Annotated in this window: 24 protein-coding genes and 1 tRNA gene; 13 read left to right on the top strand and 12 right to left on the bottom strand. The window is 67.1% G+C overall.

What is annotated here, in order from left to right:
* Nucleotides 1-24 precede the first annotated feature (24 nt).
* Both ACZYVJ_RS18495 and ACZYVJ_RS18490 read right to left on the bottom strand, forming a co-directional pair.
* Entirely contained in the window at nt 25-732 is a 708-nt protein-coding gene (locus ACZYVJ_RS18495; protein WP_463832350.1) for a GAF and ANTAR domain-containing protein, read from the bottom strand.
* A gap of 296 nt (nt 733-1,028) precedes the next feature.
* A complete protein-coding gene (locus tag ACZYVJ_RS18490; protein ID WP_463832349.1) occupies nt 1,029-1,784 on the bottom strand; it encodes a GAF and ANTAR domain-containing protein in 756 nt (251 codons plus the stop codon).
* A gap of 275 nt (nt 1,785-2,059) precedes the next feature.
* Here ACZYVJ_RS18490 and ACZYVJ_RS18485 point away from each other — a divergent pair, with 275 nt between their 5' ends.
* The gene (locus tag ACZYVJ_RS18485) at nt 2,060-3,319 is read left to right on the top strand and encodes a cytochrome P450 (protein ID WP_463832348.1); all 1,260 of its coding nucleotides are present in this window, start codon (nt 2,060-2,062) and stop codon (nt 3,317-3,319) included.
* Here ACZYVJ_RS18485 and ACZYVJ_RS18480 read toward each other — a convergent pair.
* Nucleotides 3,316-4,194 (bottom strand): alpha/beta fold hydrolase, encoded by an 879-nt coding sequence (locus tag ACZYVJ_RS18480; protein WP_463832347.1) that lies wholly within the window; start codon nt 4,192-4,194, stop codon nt 3,316-3,318. The two genes, ACZYVJ_RS18485 and ACZYVJ_RS18480, sit on opposite strands and share 4 nt — an antisense overlap.
* 35 nt (nt 4,195-4,229) lie before the next feature.
* Here ACZYVJ_RS18480 and ACZYVJ_RS18475 point away from each other — a divergent pair, with 35 nt between their 5' ends.
* The 3 genes from ACZYVJ_RS18475 to ACZYVJ_RS18465 all read left to right on the top strand — a co-directional run bounded on the left by ACZYVJ_RS18475 (nt 4,230) and on the right by ACZYVJ_RS18465 (nt 7,974).
* Nucleotides 4,230-5,126 carry an NYN domain-containing protein gene (locus ACZYVJ_RS18475; RefSeq protein ID WP_463832346.1) on the top strand — a complete coding sequence of 299 codons (897 nt, stop codon included), beginning with the start codon at nt 4,230-4,232 and terminating at the stop codon, nt 5,124-5,126.
* Nucleotides 5,127-5,277: 151 nt separating this feature from the next.
* The gene (locus tag ACZYVJ_RS18470; protein WP_463832345.1) at nt 5,278-6,507 is read left to right on the top strand and encodes a cytochrome P450; all 1,230 of its coding nucleotides are present in this window, start codon (nt 5,278-5,280) and stop codon (nt 6,505-6,507) included.
* Between the two features lie 105 nt (nt 6,508-6,612).
* The gene (locus ACZYVJ_RS18465; protein WP_463832344.1) at nt 6,613-7,974 is read left to right on the top strand and encodes a hypothetical protein; all 1,362 of its coding nucleotides are present in this window, start codon (nt 6,613-6,615) and stop codon (nt 7,972-7,974) included.
* Between the two features lie 13 nt (nt 7,975-7,987).
* Here ACZYVJ_RS18465 and ACZYVJ_RS18460 read toward each other — a convergent pair whose 3' ends face one another.
* On the bottom strand, nt 7,988-8,116 hold the full coding sequence (locus ACZYVJ_RS18460; RefSeq protein ID WP_463833094.1) for a hypothetical protein: 129 nt from the start codon (nt 8,114-8,116) through the stop codon (nt 7,988-7,990).
* Nucleotides 8,117-8,173: 57 nt separating this feature from the next.
* On the opposite strand from ACZYVJ_RS18460, the gene ACZYVJ_RS18455 reads away from it, so the two are divergent.
* Nucleotides 8,174-10,159, top strand: coding sequence for a molybdopterin-containing oxidoreductase family protein (locus tag ACZYVJ_RS18455; RefSeq protein ID WP_463832343.1), 1,986 nt, complete (start codon nt 8,174-8,176; stop codon nt 10,157-10,159).
* A gap of 9 nt (nt 10,160-10,168) precedes the next feature.
* Here the strand turns inward: ACZYVJ_RS18455 and ACZYVJ_RS18450 are convergent, their stop codons facing one another.
* Nucleotides 10,169-10,669, bottom strand: a complete 501-nt coding sequence (locus ACZYVJ_RS18450) for a hypothetical protein (RefSeq protein WP_463832342.1) — start codon at nt 10,667-10,669, stop codon at nt 10,169-10,171.
* 119 nt (nt 10,670-10,788) lie between these two features.
* On the opposite strand from ACZYVJ_RS18450, the gene ACZYVJ_RS18445 reads away from it, so the two are divergent.
* The gene (locus tag ACZYVJ_RS18445) at nt 10,789-11,763 is read left to right on the top strand and encodes a DMT family transporter (RefSeq protein WP_463832341.1); all 975 of its coding nucleotides are present in this window, start codon (nt 10,789-10,791) and stop codon (nt 11,761-11,763) included.
* A gap of 443 nt (nt 11,764-12,206) precedes the next feature.
* Here ACZYVJ_RS18445 and ACZYVJ_RS18440 read toward each other — a convergent pair whose 3' ends face one another.
* Complete coding sequence (locus ACZYVJ_RS18440; RefSeq protein WP_463832340.1) at nt 12,207-12,461, bottom strand: hypothetical protein; 255 nt, start codon at nt 12,459-12,461, stop codon at nt 12,207-12,209.
* A gap of 565 nt (nt 12,462-13,026) precedes the next feature.
* A tRNA-Tyr gene (locus ACZYVJ_RS18435) sits at nt 13,027-13,110 on the bottom strand.
* Nucleotides 13,111-13,179: 69 nt separating this feature from the next.
* Between ACZYVJ_RS18435 and ACZYVJ_RS18430 the strand changes: the two genes are divergently transcribed.
* The 4 genes from ACZYVJ_RS18430 to ACZYVJ_RS18415 all read left to right on the top strand — a co-directional run bounded on the left by ACZYVJ_RS18430 (nt 13,180) and on the right by ACZYVJ_RS18415 (nt 18,170).
* The gene (locus tag ACZYVJ_RS18430; protein WP_463832339.1) at nt 13,180-13,671 is read left to right on the top strand and encodes a YajQ family cyclic di-GMP-binding protein; all 492 of its coding nucleotides are present in this window, start codon (nt 13,180-13,182) and stop codon (nt 13,669-13,671) included.
* 107 nt (nt 13,672-13,778) lie between these two features.
* Nucleotides 13,779-15,290, top strand: a complete 1,512-nt coding sequence (locus tag ACZYVJ_RS18425) for a flavin-containing monooxygenase (RefSeq protein ID WP_463832338.1) — start codon at nt 13,779-13,781, stop codon at nt 15,288-15,290.
* A 60-nt stretch (nt 15,291-15,350) separates the two neighbouring features.
* Nucleotides 15,351-16,376: an NAD(P)H-dependent glycerol-3-phosphate dehydrogenase gene (locus tag ACZYVJ_RS18420; protein WP_463832337.1), complete on the top strand. Its 1,026-nt coding sequence runs from the start codon at nt 15,351-15,353 to the stop codon at nt 16,374-16,376.
* Nucleotides 16,377-16,619: 243 nt separating this feature from the next.
* The gene (locus ACZYVJ_RS18415; RefSeq protein WP_463832336.1) at nt 16,620-18,170 is read left to right on the top strand and encodes a SulP family inorganic anion transporter; all 1,551 of its coding nucleotides are present in this window, start codon (nt 16,620-16,622) and stop codon (nt 18,168-18,170) included.
* 30 nt (nt 18,171-18,200) lie between these two features.
* On the opposite strand, the gene ACZYVJ_RS18410 is transcribed toward ACZYVJ_RS18415, so the two are convergent.
* The 3 genes from ACZYVJ_RS18410 to grcC1 all read right to left on the bottom strand — a co-directional run bounded on the left by ACZYVJ_RS18410 (nt 18,201) and on the right by grcC1 (nt 20,462).
* On the bottom strand, nt 18,201-18,443 hold the full coding sequence (locus ACZYVJ_RS18410) for a helix-turn-helix transcriptional regulator (protein ID WP_463832335.1): 243 nt from the start codon (nt 18,441-18,443) through the stop codon (nt 18,201-18,203).
* 42 nt (nt 18,444-18,485) lie between these two features.
* Nucleotides 18,486-19,349: a zinc metalloprotease HtpX gene (htpX, locus tag ACZYVJ_RS18405; RefSeq protein ID WP_463832334.1), complete on the bottom strand. Its 864-nt coding sequence runs from the start codon at nt 19,347-19,349 to the stop codon at nt 18,486-18,488.
* 105 nt (nt 19,350-19,454) lie between these two features.
* Nucleotides 19,455-20,462: a nonaprenyl/(2E,6E)-farnesyl/geranylgeranyl diphosphat synthase gene (gene grcC1, locus ACZYVJ_RS18400; protein ID WP_463832333.1), complete on the bottom strand. Its 1,008-nt coding sequence runs from the start codon at nt 20,460-20,462 to the stop codon at nt 19,455-19,457.
* A gap of 22 nt (nt 20,463-20,484) precedes the next feature.
* Here grcC1 and menJ point away from each other — a divergent pair, with 22 nt between their 5' ends.
* Nucleotides 20,485-21,732 (top strand): menaquinone reductase, encoded by a 1,248-nt coding sequence (menJ, locus tag ACZYVJ_RS18395; protein ID WP_463832332.1) that lies wholly within the window; start codon nt 20,485-20,487, stop codon nt 21,730-21,732.
* A gap of 112 nt (nt 21,733-21,844) precedes the next feature.
* Nucleotides 21,845-22,255, top strand: a complete 411-nt coding sequence (locus ACZYVJ_RS18390; protein ID WP_007768077.1) for a DUF732 domain-containing protein — start codon at nt 21,845-21,847, stop codon at nt 22,253-22,255.
* Nucleotides 22,256-22,262: 7 nt separating this feature from the next.
* Here the strand turns inward: ACZYVJ_RS18390 and ACZYVJ_RS18385 are convergent, their stop codons facing one another.
* Entirely contained in the window at nt 22,263-22,955 is a 693-nt protein-coding gene (locus ACZYVJ_RS18385) for a demethylmenaquinone methyltransferase (protein ID WP_463832331.1), read from the bottom strand.
* A 57-nt stretch (nt 22,956-23,012) separates the two neighbouring features.
* Here ACZYVJ_RS18385 and ACZYVJ_RS18380 point away from each other — a divergent pair, with 57 nt between their 5' ends.
* Nucleotides 23,013-23,837 carry an SDR family oxidoreductase gene (locus ACZYVJ_RS18380; protein WP_463832330.1) on the top strand — a complete coding sequence of 275 codons (825 nt, stop codon included), beginning with the start codon at nt 23,013-23,015 and terminating at the stop codon, nt 23,835-23,837.
* A gap of 62 nt (nt 23,838-23,899) precedes the next feature.
* On the opposite strand, the gene ACZYVJ_RS18375 is transcribed toward ACZYVJ_RS18380, so the two are convergent.
* Entirely contained in the window at nt 23,900-26,572 is a 2,673-nt protein-coding gene (locus ACZYVJ_RS18375) for an ATP-binding protein (RefSeq protein WP_463832329.1), read from the bottom strand.
* Between the last annotated feature and the right edge of the window lie 122 nt (nt 26,573-26,694).

Here is a 26,694-nt window from a genome sequence, read left to right as displayed (position 1 = left end):
CGGTCCTGGGTTCGAGTACCCGCATCAGTCGCTGTCCAGCTTCAGCCGGCGCGCGAGGATGTCGCGCGCGACATCGGTGGCGTTACGTCCGGTGGCATAGGCGTGGGCCCTGAGCCGGACCAGGGCTTCGGCGGGTTCGACATCGAGCTGCGCGACGAGCATGCCGGTGGCCTGGCTGACCTCGGTGCGCGACAGCGCATTGAACTCGGCCCAGGCGTTGCTGTTCGGGTCAGCGACGGCGGCCTGCAGGTCGGCGTCCAGAAGGTCGAGGAGGGGGACGGACGCGAGTTCGGCCGCGACGATGGCGCCGGACAGGTGCTCACCCTCGAGCCGCCCGGGCGCGCGCCGGAAAAGGTCTAGTGCGCCGACATATTCGCCGGCAATGACGACCGGGATCGCATAGACGCCGCGGATACGGTGGGCGAGCAACGCCGGACCGAATGCGGGCCAGCGACGGTCGGCGGGATCGGCGAGATCGACGGCGAGAACAGGAATCCGCCCGCTGATGGAGTCGAGGCATGGGCCCTCACCGAGGGTGAACTGAAGCTCGTCGTACGTGCGAGCCAGTGCACTGCTCGACCCGAGCGTCCCGGTGGGCGCGCCGTCAAAGATCAGCGAAATGGCCGCGGCGTCCATCTCGAGCAGCACCGCGCAGGCCGCACACAAACGGTCCGCAGCCGCTACCCCGCGGTAACCGTCCACGGCCGTGAGGAGCCGCTCCCGCATCAACATATTCAGTCGAAGCGCAGGGAGTGGGGGAAGCCGAGCGGCGTCATGACCACAGCCTTTGTTCGTTGGACCTGGTGGCGATGCCGCCCGGCTGGGTCTTGTTGCTTTGGCACATCGGCGAGGGTGTCGCCGAATGGTCCAATGGGCTGCGTTTGTGCACACAGCAGTTCGACGGCGGCCAGCCTGGTGCTGACTGCTTAACACCACAGTTGCACCAACGGCCGTCTAGCAGGGGAAGCGGACTCAACGTGACATGTCCAGAGGACGCAACCTGCCCCAATCCCGCGCTTGACACAAGGCTAGTCCCTTTTCCGGGGGTCCGCGCAACCCCGGATCGTCAGGTCGGGTTGGCCGACCCGGATGGATTGGTCTGGGCCTTGTGCCACAATCTCTGCCGCCACGTCGACGACTCGCAAATTCGAATTCTGCGAAATCTGGATTATCAGCTCGAAGGCTCGGACCGGCCCTACGCCAAATCGTTCCATGATCATGCCTTTGGCTTGGCCGATGGCATCGCGGCTGGCGAGCGCAGACTGAAACTGAAGCTCCTTGTTGTGGGCTATCAGCGCAGTTGCCGCATGGGTCGCGATCACTCCGGCTATGGCTTCGGCTTCCATCGTGAACGTGTTTCGTTGCAACCCCATCAGATTCAACGCGGCCCGGCCACGATTGTGCGTATAGAGCTGGAAAGACAGGATGCTGTGGACTCCAACTGCGGCCGCCGACCCGCCGAACTTGGTCCACCGACTATCGCTTTCGAGATCGTCGCATCGCACCAACGGCTGTCCATCGGCGGCGTCCACGCAGGGACCCTCGTGAAACTCGCGCTGCAACGCGTCGATCTGCTGCGCCAAAGGTGACGTCGCAGCCAGCGACTCGAACCCGTCCGGAGCGCAGATCATCAGAATGTCTGCGCATTCGACGCCCGGAACGAGCTGCACCGCAGCTTTGGTGACTCCCATCAGCGTGATATTCAATTCTGTTGGGTGGGAGTATCTTTCAGTGAGATCGACCATCGTTTGGCGAAGCAAGTTCGCAAACTCGTCATCGTCCATGGCGCGCCTTAATGTCCGCGGGCAAAGCGAGGCGGACCCAGGCGGCCCAGAATGAGACCTCTCGAAGCTGATGAGCGCGACGCACGGTTATCTACCGTTCCTCACTTGAGGCTAGCCGGTTTCGGCCTGACGCGAAATGCCGGGGATGCGGGGAGCCCGACCGAATGCCCGACGAGAGTTCGACTGATCAATTTCACCGTAGGTGTATGCCCACGTTCGGCAGAGCATTAGCATCTCCCCTAACCGATCTGTTGAAGCCCGTCAGGAGAAATCCCATGGCGACACCGAACCTCCCGCCGGGCTTTGATTTCACCGACCCCGACATCTACGCCCATCGGCTTCCGGTGCACGAGTTCGCCGAACTGCGCACCACGGAACCCATCTGGTGGAATGAACAGCCCCTCGATCAAGGGGGCTTCGGCGATGGCGGCTACTGGGTGGTGACCAAGCACCGCGACATCCGTGAGGTATCGCTGCGCAGCGACGTCTTCTCGTCGGCCACCAAGTCGATCGTGCCCCGCTATCGAGAAGACTTGGCGCAGGGCCAGATCGAGGCGGGACGGGCGTCGATGATCATGATGGACGACCCCGAGCACAGCCGGCTGCGCAAGATCGTCTCGCGTGTTTTCACGCCTCGCGCGGTCGAGCGGTTGCGCCCCGAACTCACCGAACGCGCGCGAAGCATCACCGCCGACGCCGCCGCGCACGGTTCGGGAGACTTCGTCCGCCAGGTGGCGTGCGAGCTTCCGCTGCAAGCCATTTCGGGCCTGCTCGGCGTACCGGCGGAGGACTACGACAAGCTGTTCGACTGGACCAACAACATGATCGGCAGCGACGACCCGGAGTTCGCCGGCCATGACGCGCTGACGTCGGCGGGCGAATTGATGTGGTACGCCATGCAATTAGCGGCACGCAAGGCCGAGGACCCGGGATCCGGAGATCGGGACATCGTCACCACGCTGATCGAGGCCGATTCCGAGGAGCAGCGACTGTCCGACGCCGAGTTCGGCATGTTCGTGGTCACGCTGGCCGTGGCCGGCAACGAGACGACCCGCAACTCGATCACCCAGGGCATGATGGCCTTCACCGACCACCCGCAGCAGTGGGAGTTGTTCAAGGCGCAGCGACCGAAAACCGCTGCCGACGAGATCATCCGCTGGGCCACCCCGATCACGGCGTTTCAGCGCACCGCGCTGGTGGACACCGAACTCGGCGGCGTGCACATCGAGAAGGGCCAGCGGGTGGTGCTGTTCTACCGGTCCGCGAACTTCGACGAAGAGGTCTTCGACGACCCGTTCACATTCGACATCCTGCGCAGCCCCAATCCGCACGTCGGATTCGGCGGCACCGGAGCGCATTACTGCATCGGCGCCAACCTGGCCCGCATGACGATCGACCTGATGTTCAACGCGATCGCCGACCACATGCCCGATCTGCGCTCGGCGGGTGACCCCGAACGGCTGCGGTCATCCTTCATCAACGGCATCAAGCACTGGCAGGTCGACTATCGGCGGGCGTGCCCGGCGGAGCGTTAGCTCGGCCCGGACGGCTGCGGGCTCTGCGTATCGCGCCGCTCGCCCGTGTTGATGAAGTCCTCGATCAACTCCACTACCCGGCCGGGCGCCTCCACCTGCGCGAAGTGACCCACATCGGGCAGCACCTCGAGCCTGGCATCGGTGCGCGCCTCGTGCGCGGCGTAGGCGTGCGCGACGGGAATGATGCCATCGCGCTCCCCCCAGATCGCCATGACCGGCAGCTGGTCGCGCAGCCGCAGCCGATTGAGCGCACTGACGGCCTGTCCGCGATAGTCGACGACCGATCGCAGCGTCTTCAGGAACGACTGCCGCGTCTCGCCATCGGACAGGGACGAGTAGGCGCTCCACAGCTCGGCGCCGCGCGGCGACTGGATGCCGGCGCTTCGCAGCCAGGACCGGAGCTTGTTGCCGACCGACAGGACGGGTTGCGGCGCGATGATCGGCAACACCAGCTCCGCCCCGGGCGCCGAGAGCAGCCGCAACACCCATCCGACATCGGGACCCAGGCCGCCGCTGCTGATCAGGATCAACCGCTGGGCGTAGTCGGGGTGCTGGTAGACGAACTGCATGGCCACCCCACCACCGAGCGAGTGACCGACGACGGTGGCGTGGCTGACGCCGAGCTCGTCGAGGAAATCACGGAGCCACACCGCGAACGCGCCCAGCGAGTAGTCCGTGCGGGGTTTCGCCGAGTCGCCGTGGCCGAGCAGGTCCGGGGCGATGACCCGGAACTTCTTCGACAGCGGCGGGATCACCGACCGCCAAGTCTCCGAACTGCCCGCCATGCCGTGGATTAGCAGCAGGACGTCGCCCTCCCCTTCGTCGCGGTAGGCGACGCGATCGCCGTGTAGTTCGAGAACCTTCACTTCATTCATGTGGGTCTGGGTACCCGCTTTGGCCCCGCTCCGCAATGATCGAAGGCATGACCGAACCGGTTTCGACCCGAGTGGCCGTCTACCTCGACTTCGACAACATCGTGATCTCCCGGTACGACCAGATCCACGGGCGGAATTCGTTCCAGCGGGACAAGGCCAAGGGGCTCGAGCAGCACGCCGAGCGGCTGGACCAGGCGACGGTCGACGTCGCCGCGATCCTCGACTTCGCCTCGTCCTTCGGAACCCTGGTGCTCACCCGCGCCTACGCCGACTGGTCGGCGGATATCAACGCCGGGTATCGCGGACAGCTGGTGGCCCGCGCGGTCGACCTGGTGCAGCTGTTCCCGGCGGCGGCCTACGGCAAGAACGGCGCCGACATCCGGTTGGCCGTGGACGCGGTCGAGGACATGTTCCGGCTGCCCGACCTGACCCACGTGGTGATCGTGGCCGGTGACTCCGACTACATTCCGCTGGCCCAGCGCTGCAAGAGGCTCGGCCGGTACGTGGTGGGCATCGGGGTGGCCGGCGCGTCGAGCCGCGCGCTCGCGGCCGCCTGCGACGACTTCGTCATCTACGACGCGCTGCCCGGGGTCCCGGTGCCGGAGCCGGCCGACGCGGACGCGACCAAGCCGAAAAAAGGGGCCAGCCGCGCCGAGTCGGCCAAGCGGGACGAGCCCGACGAGCAGCCCGACCCGCAGGCCGCCGCCACCGCGCTGCTGACGCGGGCCCTGCAGATCGGCCTGGAGAAGGACGACGTCGACTGGCTGCACAACTCCGCCGTCAAGGCGCAGATGAAACGGATGGACCCGTCGTTCAGCGAAAGGTCTTTGGGATTCCGCTCATTCAGCGACTTCCTGCGCTCGCGCTCTGAGGTCGTCGAGCTGGACGAGACGTCGACGACGCGGATGGTGCGGCTGCGCGCGCACGATTGAGCCACGCCGTGCGTCCGCCGCGGCAATGCGTTTTCTATTTGGTGTATGGCGCCGACGCCGAGTGATGGGCGATGTCGTTGACACTCCCCAGCCCTGGCCATACATTGTCTGAAAGTCGTCCGCAGCCGGCTGCGGAACCAAGGAGACCGTCATGACCGTCGGTGCCGCTCCTCCAAGCGTTTTCGAGGCCGAACTGCCGACGCTCTCGTACGACCCCGAAGAACCACCCGCGCAGGTCTACCCGCGGCTGCGGGAGGCGCAGCGGCAGGCCCGCGTCGCAATGGGGCCCCACGGTCCCGAGGTGCTCTCCTACCGCCTGGTCCGTTCCGTCCTTCGCGATCCCCGGTTCCAGATCCCGCCCGGCATCAACCTGCTCGCGCAGGGCATCGACTCGGGCCCGCTGTGGGACAAGGTCACCAACAGCCTGCTATGCCTGGAGGGCGACGCGCACCATCGGCTGCGCAGCCTGTGCTCCAAGGCGTTCACCCCGCGAACGGTCGCGCGCCTGCACGACACCATGGCCGGCGTGATGAACGAGTTGGTCGATGCGGTGGCCGACGCGGGCCGTTGCGACGTCGTCACCGACATCGCGCGCCCCTACCCCGTGCCGATCATCTGCGCGCTGCTCGGCGCACCGCGCGAGGATTGGCAACAGTTCTCCCTATGGGCCGACGACGTGTTCAAGGCCTTCAGCTTCAGCGTGGACCTCAGCGCGGTCGAGCCCGTCGTGATGCGCGCGTGGCGCGAGCTCGACGACTACGTCGACGAGATGGTCGAGCGCCGCCGGCACAGTCTGACCGAAGACCTGCTTTCCGACCTGATTCGCGCCGAGGACGAGGGCGACCGCCTGGATGCCGCCGAGCTGCGCATGCTGGCCGGTGGCCTGCTGTTGGCGGGGACGGACACCACCCGCAACCAGGTGGCCGCCTCCGTGCAGGTGCTGTGCGAACATCCGGAGCAGTGGGAGCTGCTGCGGCAGCGGCCCGAGCTGGCGATGCGTGCCGTCGAGGAGACGATGCGGCACTCGCCGATCGCGTGCGGAACCCTGCGGCTGGTGGTCGAGGATGCCGAGCTCGACGGCTACTCATTCCCCGCCGGCACCGCGGTGTTGGTGAATACCTTTGCGGCCAACCGTGATCCGGCGGTGTACGACGACCCCGACCGTGTCGACATCACCCGTGATGCGGCGCCGCCCATCCTGACCTTCGGCGGCGGCGTGCATTACTGCCTGGGCGCCAACCTGGCCAGGCGGGAGATCGCCGAATCGCTGAATGTCCTCGCGAACCGGCTGCGAAACCCGCGCATGGCCGGGCCGGCGCCGTGGAAGCCGATGGTGAGCCTCAGCGGGCCGACGAGCCTGCCCATCGAGTTCGACCGATAGGTATCGCCGGCGGCTGCTGTGACAAAGGCCGCTATGCGCCCGAGTCGCGGTCGCATCGGGGCGGCCGTACGCTCCTTGGTTACACGAACTTAACGGGGGTTTTCAATGCGTGCAGCCTGGGTGCATGCGTCCCGGCACCGCCTGTTCACCTACGGGCGTGCCGCGGTCGCGTCGGTCGGCTGCCTGGCCATGGCGTCCTGTTCGGAGACCGCGGCGCCGCCCCCGCTCACCGCCACCACCTCGACATCGGTCTCGAAAACCAGTGCCCGCGCGGCTCCCCCGCCCAACCCGATCACCGGTCCGCTGCAGAAGGATTGGAAAAGCTACGGCGGAACGGCGTATTTCGGTTGCCCGGAGAAGTTCTCGGCCGGCAAAACGGCGCTCGAGGACATCCGGCCGAAGATCTTCGACCCGAAGACCGGGCAATACGTCGCGCCCGCCATCCCCACCATCCCGGCCGGGCAGAACATCACCGGCGGCATCTGCGCCCTGACCGGCACCGCCGACGAGATGAAGGTCGTGTACCTCGTCACGACCGTCGCGCCGGCGCAGGCCCCGTCCCCCGAAGTCACCGCGACCACCGCCTACCTGTTCGACTCCAAGTCGGGCCAGCAGGTGGCCACCAAGGAGTTGGTGCCGCCCGCCCCCGACCTGAAGCCGGCCGTGCCGAAGGATTGGGCGCTGGCCTCGACCGCATCGGGGGTGGCGTGGCTCAACGCCTTCACCGACGGCCACGGCGCCGCGACGCCGCCCCGCACCGTGGTCCTGTCCGGCGCCGACCTGTCGATGATATGGAACGACCCCCAGCCCGGCCGGGTCTGGCAGGACGTTCTCGCGTTCGCGCGCAACACCGAGCCTCCCAAGACATCCGGCGCCGAGCTGCGCCGGCCCAGCGGGGAGGCGATCTACCAGGACAACGACGTGCAATCCGTCGACGCCGAATTGACCGACGGCCCAAACAAACTGGTGAAGATCACGCACTGGGATTCCTACAGCCCCCCGGTGCTGTCGACGATGTTCTACGACCTCAACGCCAAGTCCATCATCAAGATCGGCGATTCCGACCGGATCTCCGGCGGCGGACTGACCGCGGAGCTGTCCGATGGGAAACTGTTCGTCGACGGCCACGGCTCGGACAGCTCCCAATTCGGCTTCGGCGTGTGGAACCTGCGCAGCCAGCAGTGGGACTTCCAGAAGAGCCGAGACGACGCCAAGAAGCTCTCGATCGCCAAGCTGGCGTTTTTCGAAGACCACCTCTACACCACCGGCACCGGCGGCACATTCTCCGTAATCGCCTTGCCCGCAACCGATCCCGTAGCACCGAACTGGTCACTACGCCCCTTCGAGCGCATCTCCGGATGGACCCTGGTGTGCCGCGGCGAGACCGCACCGGGGTCCAATGGCGAGTGCAAGGAGATCGTCATGGTGCAGGACCAGGACGGCCACTACCCCGGGCCCTGGTTCTGAGGCTGGCTCGCGCTCAGAACAAGCCGAGGGCCTGCGGAACCATGTAGAGGCCGAAGCCGATGGTCACGAAGCACAGCGCGCGGGTGAGGTACTTGTGCAGCATCCGGCACTGCTCGGAGAGCCCCATTAGCCAAAACGACATGGCCATTCTCGAAAATGCGATAGGCCTTCTCGAATGGCGAGAGTACGTTACCGGAGTATGCAAACGGTGCGTAGCTTCTGCCGCGTCTGCACCTCGGTCTGCGGCATCCTCGTCGACGTCGACGGCGACGAGGTGGTCCGCGTCCGCGGCGATCAGGATCATCCCTTCTCGCACGGCTACACCTGTCCGAAGGGTCGCGCGTTACCGCAGCTGCACCATCACCCGGACCGGCTCGAGCGTCCGCGGATGCGGGTGGTCGGCCGGCTGCAGGACGCCACCTGGGACGCCTGCCTGGACGACCTGGGCGTCCGGCTGAAGGAGATCATCGACCGGCACGGACCCGAGTCGGTTGCGTTCTACTTCTCCACCATGGAAAGCGCCGGCTTCCGGATGGCCGAGGCCCTGCACGCCGCGATCGGCACACCGGCCAAGTTCAGCCCGCTGACCATCGACGGCACCGCCAAACCCCTGGTCTCTGACCTGGTCGGCGGATTCATGGGGTTGTCCGGCCGAACCGACCTGGACAACGCCGACTTTCTATTGCTCGTCGGTGTCAATCCCGTTGTGTCGCACGGCCATGCGATCTCGATGCCCAACCCGACCGGCACGGTGCGTGAAATCGCCCGGCGCGGACAGGTTTGGGTGATCGACCCGCGCCGCACCGAGACCGCGCGGCTGGCCACCGCCCATCTGGCGCCGCGACCCAGCACCGACCACGCGGTGCTGGCCTACCTGGTTCGCGAAATCCTATGCGACGGAATGAAAACCGATGTGCCGGTGCAGGGCATCGAGGCGCTGGTCGCCGCGGTGCGACCGTTCACACTCGAGCACACCGCGCAGCTCGCCGACGTCGCCGAGGTCGACCTGGTCCGGCTGTGCGAGGCGGTGCGCGCCGCCAAGTGCGTCGCGGTCGAGACCGGCACCGGCGTCACCATGACGGCCGAGCGCGCCAACGTCACTCAGTGGCTCGCCTGGGTGCTGATGATCCTCACCGGCGCGATGAACCGGCCCGGCGGTACCTGGTTCCATCCCGGATTCGCTTACCAGCTGGAAACTTTCGGCGAGTTCCTGCCCGTCACGCCGATCGAGGGGGCTTTCGGCCCCGGGCCGCGCAGCCGTCCCGAGGCGCAGGCCTTCATCAACGAGTGGCCGTGCGCGGTGCTGCCCGACGAAATCGCCGCCGGCAACATCCGCGCCCTGATCAACGTCGGCGGCAGCCTGGTCACCTCGTTTCCCGAGACGGCCAAGCTGATTCCGGCGCTGCAGAACCTCGAGGTGTTCGCCACCACCGAGATCATCAATAACGAGACCACGGAACTGGCCACGCACGTGCTGCCCACCAAGGATCCGTTGGAGCGCCCCGACATCACCATCCACGACATCCTGAGTTCGCATGTGTCGGTGCAGTACAGCCCGGCCGTCGTCGCGCCGGTCGGCGAACGGCGCTCGATGTGGTGGGTGTTCGCCGAACTCGGTCGCCGGCTGGGTTACGACCTCGGCAATCTCGGCAACCCCGACACCAGCACCGACGACGACGTGCTGTCCGTCCTATTGGCCGGCGCGCGAACGGGTTTCGATGAGGTGGCGGCCGTGGGCTGGGCCGAGGCGCCGCGCGAACTACCGGCGGCCTGGGTCGACGACCATATCGCGCGAATGGGCGGCTGGCGGTTGGCGCCCCCGCTGCTGGTCGACCAGCTCGCGGCCCTACGACCGCCCGCGCCGCTGGTGATGGTGCCGCGCCGGCAGCGCCGAAAGCTCAACGGGCAGCTCGATTTTCTCGGCGAAGCCCCCGAGATCCTCATCCATCCCGACGACGGCGCCGCCGCGGGAGTCGTCGACGGCCAGAAGGTCACCGTCCGCAGCACCAGCGGCGAACTGACCGGCATCGCGAAGGTCGACGCCTCCATCCGGCGCGGCGCGGTGTCGATCCCGCACGGTCACCACGTGGCCAACGTCAACCGCCTGACCAACAAGGACGACATCGACGTGGTGACCGGCATGGTGCGCTATTCCGGCATACCCGTCAGCCTGCACCCCGCCTAACGCGATCCCTCAATCATCCTCGCTGACACCGCTTTTCGTTCTGAAGACGGCGAGTACGGTACAGACCAACAGCACGGCGGTGACCGCGGCCTCGGCGAGCAGTGCGCCGGAGTTCACAAACTCCCGGTCCGCCAGCCCGGACGCCCCCATCTCGTGCTTGGTGCCGTCGACCAGCAATGCCGGATACACCCAGCACAGGACGGCGGTGACGAATGCGACCGCAGCACAGCCGCACGCGACGAGGCCGAGCCAGCGCACCCGCAGTGCGGCCAGCAACGCGGCGGCGGCCCCGAGCGCGGCGACCAGCACAATCCAACCCGGCGCGCTGTTCACCATGCCGCTGAGCAAGGCGCCATAGTGATCGGCATCCTCTCCGTCGTATATGCCGAGGCCATTCCACCGGATGGGAAAACCCAAGTGGCTCAGGTCGATCCAGGGCAGCTGGGTCAGCGCCGCTGACGCAATGGCAGCGACGATTGCCACTATGGTGATTACCTTGGTACGCAGCATGTTTCCTTTCGATCGGCCGATCGGGACGAACTTCCCGCCGGCCACCCAGGGTAAGGCGGGACGGGCCGGCGCCGAAAGAGCGAGTTAACCGCGCCGAGGTCAGGGGTACCCCTCAGGGCATGGGGTGGGTGACGACGCACGCGGTCGCGATCTTGTCGGCTTTGCTTTCCGCATTCTGGGCCGCGGTGGGCATCGTGGTCCGCCAGCGGGCCACCCAGCGCGTTCCGGGTGATGAGGCCATGTCCGCGGCGATGGCTACGACGCTGGTCCGCCAGCCGCTGTGGTGGGCGGGGACGTTTGCCGCGTTCGCCGGCTACACGTTTCAGGCCGTGGCGCTGGCGCACGGGTCGCTGCTGCTCGTCCAGCCGCTACTGGTGTCGTCGTTGCTGTTCGCGCTGCCATTGAGCGCGGCGCTATGCCACCAGCGCATCAGTCGGGTCCAGTGGGGCTGGGCGATGCTGCTGACGGTCGCGCTGGCGGTCTTCCTGCTGGTGGGCCAGCCACGCGAGGGCCACAGCCGTCCCCCGATTCCAGCGTGGACGCTGGCGCTGGCGATCACCGTGCCATCGGTGATCGCCTGTGTCATCGCGGCCCATCGCGCCGCGGGCCGGGTGCGTGCCTCGCTGCTGGGTGTCGCGGTGGCGATCCTGCTCGGCATGATCGCGGTCGTCACAAAGGTCTGCACCCACCGCTACTCGGTCGGCGGATGGCATGCGCTCATGACCGTTCCCGCCCCGTATGTGCTGGTGGCGCTGGCGGTGACCGTGACCGTGGTGCAGAACTCCGCGTTTCACGCGGGCACGCTGCAGGCGTCGGTACCGATCATGCTGGTGGGTGAACCGGTGGTCGCCGTCCTGCTCGGGGTCGTCGTGCTCGGTGAGCACCTGGCGGTGGGCGGCCTGACGGCGCTCATGCTTGCCGTCGCGGTTGCGGCGATGGCGGCGGCCACCGTCGCCCTGGGCCGCAGCCAGGCGATCGAAAATGGCGCTGCCCCGGATGAGGCACCGAGCGTGTGCTCGGGCCGGGACGAGGCCGCGCTGGCGGCCGTCGGGGCGGGCGGCAGCCCCGCGGGCGGGCGCGATCGCCTCGAGTGACGTCCGAAGCTAATTCTTGTCGCGCCGCAGCCGGTATAGCCCGACGCGACGAGGTTGCCCCGGCAGCCCACCTTGATGAAGATTCCATTCGGGCCGTAGCCCCCGTGGGGTATCTCCCAGGCGATCGCGGATATCAATTTGATTGTGGCCGAGGCGATTTCGGCTATCCTGGGCTGCACCTGGGTTTGCGTGTCCTCGAACGACGGCGGGGATTTCAGCGTTGCCGGGGCGTTGGCGGCGTCGGTGGACGGGCTCGGTTCGTGGGGCTGATTCACGCGGCATGCGGTTGCGTCCAACGGTGGCGGCTGCGGCGGCCACGATCGGAACGCCTCGGACACAACGAGTGTCGGTAACTCGGACAGTGGGGCACCCCGACGCCTGGGTTGGGTTGGGAGGAGTCAGCGCCGGGGTGCCGTCTCGGTCGGGGAGCCCGTCGAAAGAGCTCAGCCCGTCGCTTCGGAGATGAAAATGTCGAGGCGATCGAGGTGGTCGTTCCCGCGCCGCACGGTTTCATCCAGGCGCCTCACCATAGGATCGCTAGGCGGAAGAGCAACTTTCACGTCTAGTAGTTCGAACATAGCGTCCTGCAGCGTGTTTCGTGCGGCTTCGAGGCCGCCCACGCTATCTACAGAATCCATCAGCTCGACGCCGTGTTGGAACAGTCCGGTGGCCTTGCCGATGTCAGATGTGACGCTCATGGGCAACGACCTTTCCCAGGTAGATACAACGCTACGCGCGAAAACACGTGGTGGGGAGGATTGCGGCCGTGCGGGTTTCAGCCGGTTTGTTTGACATCCGTATATTAGACCGGGCTTTCCGGCGGCGCCCGGCAAGCCCCGAGGGCGGCCGGACAGATGTCCCGGAGCCGGGTCGGTCCGAAGAAAGCTCGAAAGCCCTAATCTGTTTTCCCGCCTTGTATTTCGTCCTCAGGGCGCGCCGGCGAGCGTCGGCAGTGTTCCGGCCATGATTCGACGCGATGATCGCACCGTCCAGTTGCAGCCAGGTGCCTGCGTTTGCACCGGGGCGACCACGAGCGCTTCCCGGCACACAACGTTGCCGCCACCCAGCCCTCGGTTGGGGTTCAGCTGCCGTGCCGGCGACCGTGGCGCTGCGATTGGGCGCATTGAGGCTTACGCGCGCTGGCGGTGTCGGTGGGCCCCTGCCCGGCCGGCCACCGACCGACGCACCGAGCGCTACGATGCGGCGAGCATGCGGACGACATCCGCACCGGAACCTGAAGACGTCCCGTGGCCTACAAACCTTTGGTGGCAGGTACAGGATTCGAACCTGTGAAGCTTTCGCGACGGATTTACAGTCCGCTCCCATTGGCCGCTCGGGCAACCTGCCGCCAGACAGGTTACAACGAGCGAGTAGACAAAGCACAAACGCCTATCACCGAGTGAAGGGACCGAATGCATGGCGGACTCATCGTTCGACATCGTCAGCAAAGTGGATCGCCAGGAGGTCGACAACGCGCTCAACCAGGCCGCCAAGGAGTTGGCCACCCGATTCGACTTCCGCGGCACCGACACCACAATCGCCTGGAAGGGCGACGAGGCGATCGAGTTGACGTCGTCCACCGAGGAACGCGTCAAGGCCGCGGTCGACGTCTTCAAGGAGAAGCTGATCCGCCGTGACATCTCGATGAAGGCCTTCGACGCCGGCGAACCGCAGGCCTCCGGCAAGACCTACAAGATCAGCGGCACCCTCAAGCAGGGCATCAGCAGCGAGAACGCCAAGAAGATCACCAAGCTGGTCCGCGACGACGGCCCCAAGTCCGTCAAGACCCAGATCCAGGGCGACGAAATCCGGGTCACCAGCAAAAAGCGCGACGATCTGCAGGCCGTCCAAGCGCTGCTCAAGCAGGCCGACCTGGAAGTCGCGCTGCAGTTCGTCAACTACCGCTGACCGGCGCGGTTGGCCGGCCGTGTGGCACGGATTCGCGCGTTACTGGCCCGACCAACCGGTGGGTCTCTAGGCTGGTGACGAGTCCCACAATTTGAGCGAGGTTCACGATGCCCGTGACTCCCCAGGAAGCCGCCGACAGCGGTGCGACCGAGGCCGGATATTCCGACGTGATCATCGTCGGTGCCGGCATCTCGGGCATCGACGCGGCCTATCGGATCATCGAGCGCAATCCGCACATGACGTACACCGTCCTGGAGCGGCGCGCCCAGATCGGCGGGACGTGGGACCTGTTCCGCTACCCCGGGGTGCGCTCCGACAGCAGCATCTTCACGCTGTCCTTCCCGTTCGAGCCGTGGACGCGCAAAGAGGGCGTCGCCGACGGCGTGCACATCCGCGAGTACCTGGCCGCCACCGCGCGCAAGTACGGCATCGACCGGCACATCCGGTTCAACAGCCACGTGCGCTCGGCCGACTGGGACTCCGCCACCGACACCTGGACGGTCACCGTCGAGCAGGACGGCGCACGCATGCTGTACCGCGGCCGCTTCCTGTTCTTCGGCAGCGGCTACTACAACTACGACGAGGGCTACACCCCCGACTTCCCCGGCATCGAGCAGTTCGACGGCACCGTGGTGCACCCGCAGCACTGGCCCGAAGACCTGGACTACACCGGCAAGAGGGTCGTGGTGATCGGCAGCGGGGCAACCGCGGTCACGCTGCTGCCGTCGTTGTCGGACCGCGCCGCGAAAGTCACCATGCTGCAGCGCTCGCCGACGTATCTGATTTCGGCGTCCAAGTATGGCGCCGTCGCCGCGATCTCTCGAAAGCTGTTGCCCCGCAAGCCCGCGCATCTGGTCATCCGTATGTACAGCGCCCTGACCGAGGCGGTGTTCTTCGCGTTGTCCCGCAAGGCGCCGGGGCTGGTGCGATGGCTGCTGCGGCGCAAGGCGATCAGCAGCCTGCCCGCAGGCTACGACGTCGACACCCACTTCAAGCCGCGCTACAACCCGTGGGACCAGCGGATGTGCCTGATCCCCGACGCCGATCTGTACAACGCCATCACCGCGGGCGGCGCCGAGGTGGTCACCGACCACATCGACCATTTCGACGCGACCGGCATCGCGCTGAAATCCGGCGGGCACCTCGACGCCGACATCATCGTCACGGCCACCGGGCTACAACTGCAGGCGCTGGGCGGGGCCGCCATCAGCCTGGACGGCACCGAGATCAAGACCAGCGACCGCTTCGTCTACAAAGCGCACATGCTCGAAGACGTGCCGAACCTGTTCTGGTGCGTGGGCTACACCAATGCGTCGTGGACGCTGCGCGCCGACATCACCGCCCGCGCCACGGCAAAGCTGATGGAGCACATGGCCGCTCACGGCTACACTCACGCCGCCCCGCATCGCGGCGACGAGCCGATGACCGAGAAGCCGTCGTGGGACATCAACGCCGGCTACGTGCTGCGCTCGGTGCACATGCTGCCGAAGTCGGGCACCAAGCGGCCGTGGAACGTGCGGCAGAACTACCTCGCCGACGCCCTCGACTACCGCTTCGACCGCATCGAGGAGGCGATGGTGTTCGGCCGGGTCGACGACCGGGCGCCGCTGGCGGGCTAGCGCGGGCGGGTGTTGTTGAACTGCTACTAAATCGCAGGTGTCCGCAATACGCTGATCGCCATGGCACCTGAGAAGCGCGAACCCAAAGTCGTTGTCCTCGGTGGCGGTTCCTGGGGCACCACCGTGGCCTCAATCTGCGCGCGTCGCGGGCCGACGCTGCAGTGGGTGCGCTCCGAGGAGACTGCCGCCGACATCAACGACAATCACCGCAACAGTCGCTACCTCGGCAACGACGTCGTGCTGAGCGACACCCTGCGCGCCACCACCGACTTCGCCGAGGCGGCGAACTCCGCCGACGTCGTCGTGATGGGCGTTCCCTCGCACGGCTTTCGGGGCGTGCTGAGCGAGCTGGCCAAGGAACTGCGGCCGTGGGTGCCGGTGGTGTCGCTGGTCAAGGGGCTCGAGCAGGGCACCAACATGCGGATGTCGCAGATCATCGAGGAGACGCTGCCCGGGCATCCCGCGGGCATCCTGGCCGGACCGAACATCGCCCGCGAGGTTGGCGAGGGCTACGCGGCCGCGGCGGTGCTGGCGATGCCCGACCAGCACCTGGCGACCCGGCTGTCGGGCCTGTTCCGCACCCGGCGCTTCCGCGTGTACACCACCGACGACGTCGTCGGGGTGGAGATGGCCGGCGCGTTGAAGAACGTCTATGCCATATCGGTCGGGATGGGCTACTCGCTGGGCATCGGGGAAAACACTCGCGCGCTGGTGATCGCCCGCGCGCTGCGCGAGATGACCAAGCTGGGCGTCGCCCTGGGCGGAAATCCCGAGACCTTCCCGGGCCTGGCCGGCCTGGGCGACCTCATCGTCACCTGCACCAGCCAGCGCAGCCGTAACCGGCACGTCGGTGAACAACTGGGGGCGGGCAAGCCGATCGACGAGATCATCGCCTCGATGAACCAGGTCGCCGAGGGCGTCAAGGCCGCCAGCGTGATCATGGAGTTTGCCAACGAATTCGGCCTCACCATGCCGATCGCCCGGGAGGTCGACGCCGTGATCAACCACGGCTCGTCCGTCGAGCAGGCCTATCGGGGCCTGATCGCCGAGGTCCCCGGCCATGAGGTGCACGGCTCCGGCTTCTGACCCGGTTGGTTAACGCCGGGTAATTCAAATCTTTGTGTTCTCTATGGGCAGGGCCCGTCGGCTTGACCGGCCTTTGCCAGCAAAATACGTTCGATCCAGGCGGCCAGGGGTTTCCGGGCGCGATCTTTCGGGTCGGTCCGGTCGTAATCGTTTGTACGCCAGCGCGTTACGAAGAGGTAATGAGCGCACGATGGGGCGGATATCGGAACATCCCCCGCTAACACCTACCGAGGGACGCGACCGATGCACAACGTTGAACAGGCGGGTGATCGAACCCGTGAACAGGAACGGCCCGAACCGCGTATCGATCGCCTGCGCGGCGTCATCCGGCACGACCTGCCGTCATCCCTGGTGGTGTTCCTGGTCGCGCTCCCCCTGTCGCTCGGGATCGCGATCGCGTCCAACGCGCCGGTGCTCGCCGGCCTGATCGCCGCGATCGTCGGCGGAATCATCGTCGGCGCGTTGGGTGGGTCCCCGCTGCAGGTCAGTGGTCCCGCGGCCGGGTTGACGGTGGTTGTCGCCGGGCTTGTTTCCGACTTCGGTTGGGGCATAACGTGCTTGATCACCGTTGCCGCCGGAGCCGTGCAGGTTCTGCTAGGGCTCAGCCGGGTTGCGCGTGCCGCCCTGGCGATCTCACCGGTGGTCGTGCACGCGATGCTGGCCGGCATCGGCATTACGATCGCCCTGCAGCAGGCGCACGTGTTGCTAGGCGGGAAATCCAAGAGCACGGCCTGGCACAACCTGATCGGGCTGCCCGGCCAGATCATCGGCGCGCACCGTCCGGGCGTGATCCTGGGGGTGCTGGTGATCGTCATCCTGGTGGCGTGGCGATGGGTGCCGGCCAAGGTCCGCCGCGTTCCCGGTCCCCTGATCGCCATCGTGGCAGTGACGGTGATCTCGGTGGTCTTTCCGTTCCACGTGCGCCGGATCAACCTCGAGGGATCACCACTGGACGCGCTGCGGTTGCCCGATCTTCCCCACGGCAACTGGGGCGCGTTCGCGATCGGGGTGATCACGGTGGCGCTCATCGCCAGCGTCGAGAGCCTGCTGTCGGCGGTGTCGGTCGACCGGATGCACAACGGGCCACGCACCGATTTCAACCGCGAGCTGGTGGGGCAGGGCGCCGCCAACATCGTGTCGGGCGCCGTCGGCGGGCTCCCGGTGACCGGGGTCATCGTCCGCAGCTCGACAAATGTCAACGCAGGGGCCAAATCCCGCGCCTCGGCGATCATGCACGGAGTCTGGATCCTGTTGTTCACCATCCCGTTCGCCGGCCTGGTCGAGGAGATCCCCACCGCCGCCCTCGCCGGTCTGCTCATCGTCATCGGGATTCAGCTGCTGAAGCCTGCGCACATTGAAACCGCAATGAAGCAAGGCGATCTCGCGGTGTACGTCGTGACGGCCGCCTGCGTCATCTTCCTGAACCTGCTGCACGGGGTCATCATCGGCCTCGCGCTGGCCATCACGTTGACCGGCTGGAGGGTGATCCGGGCCAAGATCGAAGCCACGCCGGTGGACGACGAATGGCGGGTGAGCATCCAGGGCGCGGCCTGCACCTTCCTGGCGCTGCCGAGGCTGACGCGGATGCTGGCGTCGGTTCCGCAGGGCGCGACGGCGACGGTGGCCATTGCCGTCCACTACCTCGATCACGCTGCGCACCAGGCGATTACCGACTGGCAGCAACAGCATGAGGCGACGGACGGGACGGTTCACATCCAGGGCATGATGGAGACGGGTCAGCGCGACACGCACGAGCCACTGGTCGAAGCGCAAAGGCCCGAGGCCGCAGCGTAATTGGACTCGGGCGTGACCCGGCTCGGGCGGTCAGTCCACCTCGATGCGGATGTGCAGACGCTTGCCGCACACCTGCGCCAGCCGTTGCAGCACATCGACGCGGGGGACCTCGGTCCCGTCCTCCCACGCGGCGACGGCCTCGCGGGTGGTGCCCAGCGCCTCGGCCAGTTGCGCCTGATTCATCCCGGCACCGGCACGCGTTTCGAAGATCAAGTCGGGCAGATCCAGCGCCAGCCCGGCTTCATGGATATCCATCGAGTTTTGTTCAGTCATCGCTAATCACATCCAACTTCGATGGTACTTGCGAACGCGGGTTTAGCGCCCGGCCATTTCCTCCAGCCGACGGATACGGTCCTCGATCGGCGGGTGTGTCGAAAACAGCGACCCGATCCGCTCGCCCGCCCGGAAGGGGTTGGCGATCATCAGGTGCGCCTGGCTGGCCAGTTGGGGCTCCGGAGGCAGCGGGGCCGCCTGGACGCCACCGGAAATCTTGCGCAGGGCCGACGCCAGCGCCAGCGGGTCACCGGTCAGCACCGCGCCCGATTCATCCGCCTGGTATTCGCGTGACCGCGACACCGCCAACCGCACCACGGTCGCGGCGATCGGACCGAGCAGCGAAACCAGCAGCAGCGCAAAGGGATTCTCGCCATCGCGGTTGTTACCGCCGAACATGCCGGCGAACATGGCCATGTTGGCCAGCGCGGTGATCACGGACGCCAGCGCGCCGGCGATGCACGAGATCAGGATGTCGCGGTTGTAGACGTGCGAAAGCTCGTGCCCCAGCACGGCGCGCAGCTCGCGTTCGGTGAGGATGTCCAGAATGCCGGTGGTGCAGCAAACCGCCGCGTTGCGCGGGTTGCGCCCGGTCGCGAACGCGTTGGGTGCGTTGGTATCGCTGATGTACAGCCGGGGCATCGGCTGGTGCGCGGCGGTGGCCAGCTCACGCACGATCCGGTACATCGCCGGCGCCTGCACCTCCGAGACCGGCTGCGCGCGCATCGCCCGCAGCGCCAGCTTGTCGCTGTTGAAGTACGTGTAGACGTTCATGCCGATCGCGAACAGCACCGCGAGGAACATCGCGGTCCTGCCGAACAGCGAACCAACGAACACGATCAACGCGGACATGCCAACCAACAACGCGAACGTCTTGAACGTGTTGTGATGCGGATGCCAGGTCATCGGTGTCCTCCTTGCGAACACTCGGGTGCACGCGTTATTGCCGATTACAGCTCATTGAACGCCCGAGACGGCCCCGTTGGTTCCGCAGGGCCGTTACGGGCCGCGCTAGCCGTGCCGGCTGATGGTGTAGTCGACCAGCGTCTGCAAGGCGTGCCGGCCCGGGACATCCGGCAGCAGGGCCAGCTCCTGGCGGGCCTGCTCGGCATACTCCTGAAGCGAATGCTTGGCCTTGGTCATGCCCGGGGATGCCCGCAACAACCTGAGCGCCTCTGCCACCGCCGCCTCGTCGTCGATGGGCCCGACCAGCAGCTCGCGCAGCCGCGCCGCCTCGGGCCCCGGTTCGCGCAACGCGTAGACCATCGGCAAGGTGTGCACGCCTTCGCGCACGTCGGTACCGGGCAGCTTGCCGGACTCGTGCGAGTCGCTGTCGATGTCGATGATGTCGTCGGAGATCTGGAACGCGGTGCCCACGATGCCGCCCAGCCTGCTCAGCCGCTCCACCTGATCGGCGTCGGCGCCCGAGAACATCGCACCGAACCGGCCCGCCGCGGCGATCAGGCACGCGGTCTTCTCGTACACCACTTTCAGATAGTGCTCGATCGGGTCGGATCCCTCGACGAACCCGCGCGTCTCGCGCATCTGCCCCGTCACCAGCTGGGCGAACGTCTCGGCGATCAGCCGCACCGCCTCGGGCCCCAGCCGGGAGACCAACCGGGATGCCGTGGCGAACAGGTAGTCGCCGGCCAGGATCGCGACGTTGTTTCCCCAGCGCACGTTGGCGGTGGGGGTGCCGCGGCGAACCTCGGCCTCGTCCATCACGTCGTCGTGGTACAGCGTGGCCAGGTGCACCAGCTCGATGACGGCGCCGGCGATGGTCACGTCCACGCTGTCCGGGTCGGGCCCGATCTGCGCCGACAGCACGGTGAACAGCGGCCGGAACCGCTTGCCGCCGGCCTTGAACAGGTGCGTCAGCGACTCGGTCATGATGTCGTCGGCGCTGCGAAATTCCGCTTCCATGAGCTGCTCGATGCGGCCGACACCGTCTCGTACGGTCGCCGCGAAGCCGGGGTCACCGAAGTCAACGCCCGCCACCACCGTCGCCGGAGTACTCACGCGACCAAACATACTGGTGTGCATGAAGACGGGAGCGACCCGAGCCCTCAAGGCCCAAGTGGTGGTCGTGGGCGCAGGACCCGCGGGTTCGGCGGCGGCGGCCTGGGCCGCCCGCGCGGGCAACGACGTCCTGGTCATCGATTCGGCGAGCTTTCCCCGCGACAAGGCCTGCGGCGACGGGCTGACCCCGCGCGCGGTCGCCGAGCTGGAACGGCTGGGGCTGCGCGACTGGCTGGACACCCGGATCCGGCATCGGGGACTGCGGATGAGCGGGTTCGGCGGCGAGGTGGAGGTCGATTGGCCCGGCCCGTCGTTCCCGTCGACCGGCAGCGCGGTGGCCCGCTTCGAGCTGGACGACCGGATCCGCAAAGTCGCCGAGGATTCCGGGGCGCGGATGCTGCTCGGGACCAAGGCCGTTGCGGCGCAACATGATTCATCGGGCCGGGTGACATCGGTGACGCTGGCCGACGGCACCGAGGTGAGCTGCGGCCACTTGATCGTGGCCGACGGCGCGCGCTCGTCGCTGGGCCGCAAGCTGGGCCGGCGCTGGCACCAGGAAACGGTGTACGGCGTCGCCGCGCGCGGGTATCTGACCACACCGCGCGCCGACGACCCCTGGCTTACGTCACATCTGGAACTGCGCGGACCCGACGGCTCCAAGGACAAAGTGCTGCCCGGGTACGGCTGGATCTTCCCGCTCGGCAACGGCGAGGTGAACATCGGCGTCGGTGCGTTGTCGACGTCGAAACGGCCCGCCGACCTGGCCCTGCGGCCGTTGATCGACTACTACACCGACCTGCGCCGCGACGAGTGGGGCTTCACCGGCCACCCGCGGGCGGTGGCCTCGGCGCTGCTGCCGATGGGCGGCGCGGTGTCGGGGGTGGCCGGCGCCAACTGGATGCTGATCGGCGACGCCGCGGCCTGTGTGAACCCCCTCAATGGCGAAGGCATCGACTACGGCCTCGAGACCGGGCGGCTGGCCGCGGCGCTACTGGACTGCCCCGACCTGTCGCAGGTGTGGCCGTCGCTGCTGCAGCAGCACTACGGTCGCGGCTTCTCGGTGGCGCGCCGGCTGGCGCTGCTGCTGACGTTCCAGCGGTTTCTGCCGTCGACCGGACCGATCGCGATGCGCTCGACGACGCTGATGACCATAGCCGTGCGGGTGATGGCCAACCTGGTCACCGACGACGACGCGGACTGGGTGGCGCGCGCCTGGCGCGGCGGCGGCCGGCTGTCCCGGCTGCTCGACCGTCGCACGCCGTTCAGCTGACCGAGCGTCCCCATCGTCGCAGGTCGACGGGTTCCGCGGCTCCCGGCGGGGCCGTCGATCGGCGATGGACTTTCGTCCGCGCACCCACAGCGAGGCGTGTATAGTCCAGCTAATGAAGGGAACGAGCCTGGCTACTATCGGAGCCGCCGCTGCAATCGCTCTGGCCGCGCTGGCCATGCCGGCGCAGCTCTCCGTGCCGGCGCAGGCGGATCCGCCGCCGACGGCGCCGTACCCCACCCCGCGGACGCCGTCGCCCCCGAGCGACTACGACGCGCCGTTCAAGAACACCGTCAACGGCTTCGGCATCTACCAGCCGCAGGACCAGTTGGCCTGGTTGGGCAAGATCACCTGCGAGCGGATTGGCCGGGGCGTGGACGGCGACGCCTACAAGTCGGCGACGTTCATCCAGCGCAACCTGCCGCGCGGCACCACTCAGGGCCAGGCGTTCCAGTTCCTCGGTGCCGCGGTTGACCACTACTGCCCCGACCAGGTCGGCTTCGTGCAAGCCGCCGGCAATCACTAGAACCGTCTCAGCGCAGGGGCTTGTAGCCCGCGTGTAGCGCGACGATGCCGCCGGTCAGATTGCGCCAGCGCACCCCGGACCAGCCGGCCTGGGTTATCTGCTGCGCCAGCGCCGCCTGATCGGGCCACGCCCTGATCGATTCCGCGAGGTACACGTATGCCTCGGGATTGCTGGACACCGCCCGCGCCACCCGCGGCAGCGCCCGCATCAAGTACTCCTTGTAGACGGTGGCGAACAGCGCGTGGCTGGGCGTGGAGAACTCGCACACCACCAACCGGCCGCCCGGGCGCGTGACGCGGGCCATCTCGCGCAGCCCGGCCTGGGTGTCGACGACGTTGCGCAGCCCGAAACTGATTGTCACGGCATCGAATACGTCGTCGCCGAACGGCAGCCTGGTGGCATCGCCGGCGACCTTCGGCACGTCGCGCGCCGCACCCGCCGCCAGCATGCCGACGGAGAAGTCGGCGGCCACACACCACGCCCCGGATTTCTCCAGCTCCACGGTGGACACCGCGGTGCCCGCGGCGAGGTCCAGCACCTTCTGACCGGGCCCGACGGCCAGCGCCGACCGGGTGGCCTTGCGCCAGTACCGGTCCTGGCCCATCGAGAGCACGGTGTTGGTCAGGTCGTACCGGCGGGCGACGCCGTCGAACATCGACGCGACATCCCGGGGATCCTTGTCCAACTCCGCACGACTCACCACAGAGACGCTACCTGCTGCGGGAATGAGGCGGCGCGGACGGCGTTGTAGGAGGACGTGACTGAAAAAGTTTGGTTTATCACCGGCGCATCGCGAGGTTTTGGACGGGCGTGGACGATCGCGGCCTTGGAGCGCGGCGACAAGGTGGCCGCCACGGCGCGCAACACCGCATCGCTGGACGACCTGGCGCAGAAGTACGGCGACGCGCTGCTACCCATTCGGCTCGACGTCACCGACCGGGCGGCCGACTTTGCGGCGGTCCAGCAGGCGCACGACCACTTCGGCCGGCTCGACATCGTGGTGAACAACGCAGGATACGGGCAATTCGGTTTCGTCGAGGAGCTCTCCGAGCAGGACGCACGCGACCAGATAGAGACCAACGTCTTTGGGGCACTGTGGATCACGCAGGCGGCGCTGCCCTATCTGCGCGAGCGGGGCAGCGGCCACATCATCCAGGTGTCCTCCATCGGGGGCATCACCGCCTTCCCGTTGGTCGGCATGTACCACGCGTCGAAGTGGGCGCTGGAGGGCTTCTCCCAGGCGCTGGCGCAGGAGGTCGCGCCGTTCGGCGTGCACGTCACGCTGATCGAGCCGGGCGGTTTCGACACCGACTGGGCCGGGGATTCCGCCAGGCACGCCGATCCGATCCCGGCCTACGACGACGTCCGCGCCGCCGTCCAGGCCGAGCGCAGCCGCCGGTGGGCCAGCCCGGGTGACCCGTCGGCGTCCGCGGCCGCGCTGCTGAAGGTGATCGACGCCGAAAAGCCGCCGCTGCGAGTCTTTTTCGGCGCTTCGCCGCTGGAAACCGCCAAGGCCGACTACCAGAGCCGGCTGCGCAACTGGGAGGAATGGCAGCCCGTCGCGGAGCTGGCGCAGGGCTAGACGGCGTTCGGGCCGCCGATGGTCCATCACCATTCGCGGCGGAAACTGCAACGCCCGCTGCGCTATTGGGCGACGGCGTCCAATTCGGTCCGGGCCTGGTCGATTTGGTCGTAGGCGTACATCGCCATCGCGGCGGTGGTCATCGTCTCGCCCTCGCGGGCGAGTGATTCGTAGACCAGACCGCCGAGGACTTCGCGTAGGTGGGCGATCGCGGTATTGATCTCGGGGGAGATCGCCGCGGTGATGGGGCTGAAGGCGAAGCCGGCGATGGTGGCCGCTGGTTCGTAACGCCCGAGTCGGTCGAGGAGGGCGGCGAGGATAGCCAGGGTGGCGTGGATCAGGGTGGTGTTGCCCGCGTCGTGGAGGTTGCGGATCCCCACCATCAGGTAATTGAGCGCAGCCACCGGGTCCCCATACTCGGCCTCCAGGCGGGACACACTGGCCGCCAGGGTCGTCTCGTGGCCACGGTTGCCGCTTTCCTGGGCGATCGCCAGTCCCCGGCGTAGAGATTCCAGCGCTACAACGGGATCCGCGCCGTGAAACGCGTAGCCGTGGGCCCAAAGCGCGTACGAGAGCATACAGGGGTTGCGCGTTGCTTCGGCGGCGTCGATCAGGCCGTTCGAAACGGCCCTTGCCTCGTCACCGCGGCCGGTAGCGGTCAGGGCGAGCACGAAGATTGCCCAAGTGATCACCCTGGCGTCGCGACCGCGTGCGAGCTGCGCGCGGCACCACTCGACATATCGTTGGGGCTGGCCGGCGACCATGTACGCAGCGCCGAGCCAGCCGTCAACGCCGAATGGCACCTCGTGGCGACCATCGGCAATCACCGGCCCCCCGGCGTCGCTGTAGCGGACGGCCGCCTTGACTCGTCCGGGGTGGAAGGACTGCGACGCCAGGACGTACAGGAAAGCGAGTCGGGGATGGTCGACAGCTCTGGCGGGCTCGATGAGCTGTTCGGCCCAGGCGACCGGCTCGTAGTTTTCGATCCAGACGCCGAGAAACGCCGCGTAGGTCGCGATGGCGGCGGCAAGGTCGAGATCACCCTGGTCGGCGGCCCATTGAAACGCCGCACGTAGGTTGGCCAGCTCGGCCGTGAACCACGTATAGGCCTCCCTCTGCCGGGGACTGTCCCACAGGGCCAGGAGATCGGCCTCGCGTCCGGCGAAGTGGCGCGCATGTGCCATCCGGGCCTCGGTCGCCGCACCGCTCGCGGCGAGTTGCTCGGCGGCGAACTGGCGAATGGTCTCCAGCATCGAGTATCGGATCCGCCCGGATGACCGATCGGCGACCAGCAGCGATTTGCGCACCAGGGCGTCCAGCAGATCAATGATGGCGTAGTCGTCGAGGTTCTCGAATCGCCCAACCGCGCAGGCGCTTTCGAGATCAAATCCACCGACGAACACCGAATACCGCTCCAACAGAGCCTTCTCTGCATCGTCCAGAAGATCGTAGGACCAGGCCACGGCCTGTCGCAGCGTGTGGTGATGTTTCAGGCCGCGCCTCGGCCCGACCAGCAACCGGAACCGGTGATCGAGATGGTCACGCACGTCGCTGGCGGTCATCGACACCATCCGAGGGGCGGCCAGTTCGATCGCAAGCGGGATCCCATCCAGGCGGCGGCAGATCTCTAATACCGCGCCCGCCTCACCCGCATGGACTATCGAAAAGCGCGGAGAAACAGTTTGCGCGCGTTCGACGAACAGATTCACCGCATCGGATTCGGCACCCGCGTCGACGTCCAGCGGGCGCACCGGCCACAGTTGCTCGTCGGTTAATCCGAGTCCTTCGCGACTGGTCGCGAGGATCTTGACGGTTGAGGAGTGCGCAATGATGACGTCGATGACATCCGCTGCAGCATCCAGCACATGCTCGCAGTTGTCGAATACCAGCAACCGCACTCGGCCCTCCATAGCGGCGGCCACGGAATCCCCGATGCTCTTCCCGGGTTGCTGCGTCGTGCCCAGCACGGCTGCCACCGCAGCGGGCACCGCGGCAGGATCGGAGACCGCCGCGAGTTCGAAAAGCCAAACACCGTCAAAGAATTCATCGGCCAGCCGCGTCGCGACCTCCACCGCCAGCCGAGTCTTGCCCACTCCGCCAACCCCGGTCAGCGTCACCAACCGATGGGCCTTGATTGCGGCTTCGACCTCGCCGATCTCGGATTCGCGTCCGATCAAGCTGGTGGTCGCGGGCCGCAGATTTCCCGGCGTCGTGTCGAGTGCCCGCAGAGGCGGGAAGTCTGTGCGCAGTCCGTCTGCTCGTAGTTGAAACAGAGCAACCGGCATTGGTACGTCCCGCAGGCGCCGCAGGCCCAGTTCGATAAGGTCCACTCCGCTGAGCAGGCTCGCTGTGGACTCGGCCAGCAGTATCTGGCCGCCGTGGCCCGCGGCCATTACTCGCGCGGCCCGGTTGAGCACGACACCGAAGTAATCCCCCTCGCGCAGCTCGGCTTCGCCAGTCGCCAGCCCCATCCGGACCGGCAACTCCAGCGCCCGCTGTGCAGCCACGGCAGCATCCACGGCCGACCGTGGTGACGCGAATGCCGCGCACATTCCGTCGCCGGTGTGCTTGAACAGGAAGCCGTCGTGCTTCTCGATCGCATTGCGCAGCACCTCGTCGTGTGCTGCCAGCGCCACACGCATCCCGTCCGCGTCTGACTCCCACCGACGGGTCGAACCCTCGATATCGGTGAATAGGAACGTCACCACCCCAGAGGGGGTGGGTACCGCGGACACGCTCACAGGATTTCACAAGGAGCCCACCACCATCCAGCAAAGCGCGACCGACTTTCGAAGGCGACGGGTCAGGCGGGGTTCAGCGACACACCGCAAACCACGAAGCCTGAAGAGGAGGGGCA

This window comes from Mycobacterium sp. IDUB_3, from assembly GCF_055419585.1.
This window is presented reverse-complemented; position numbering and strand designations above follow the sequence as displayed.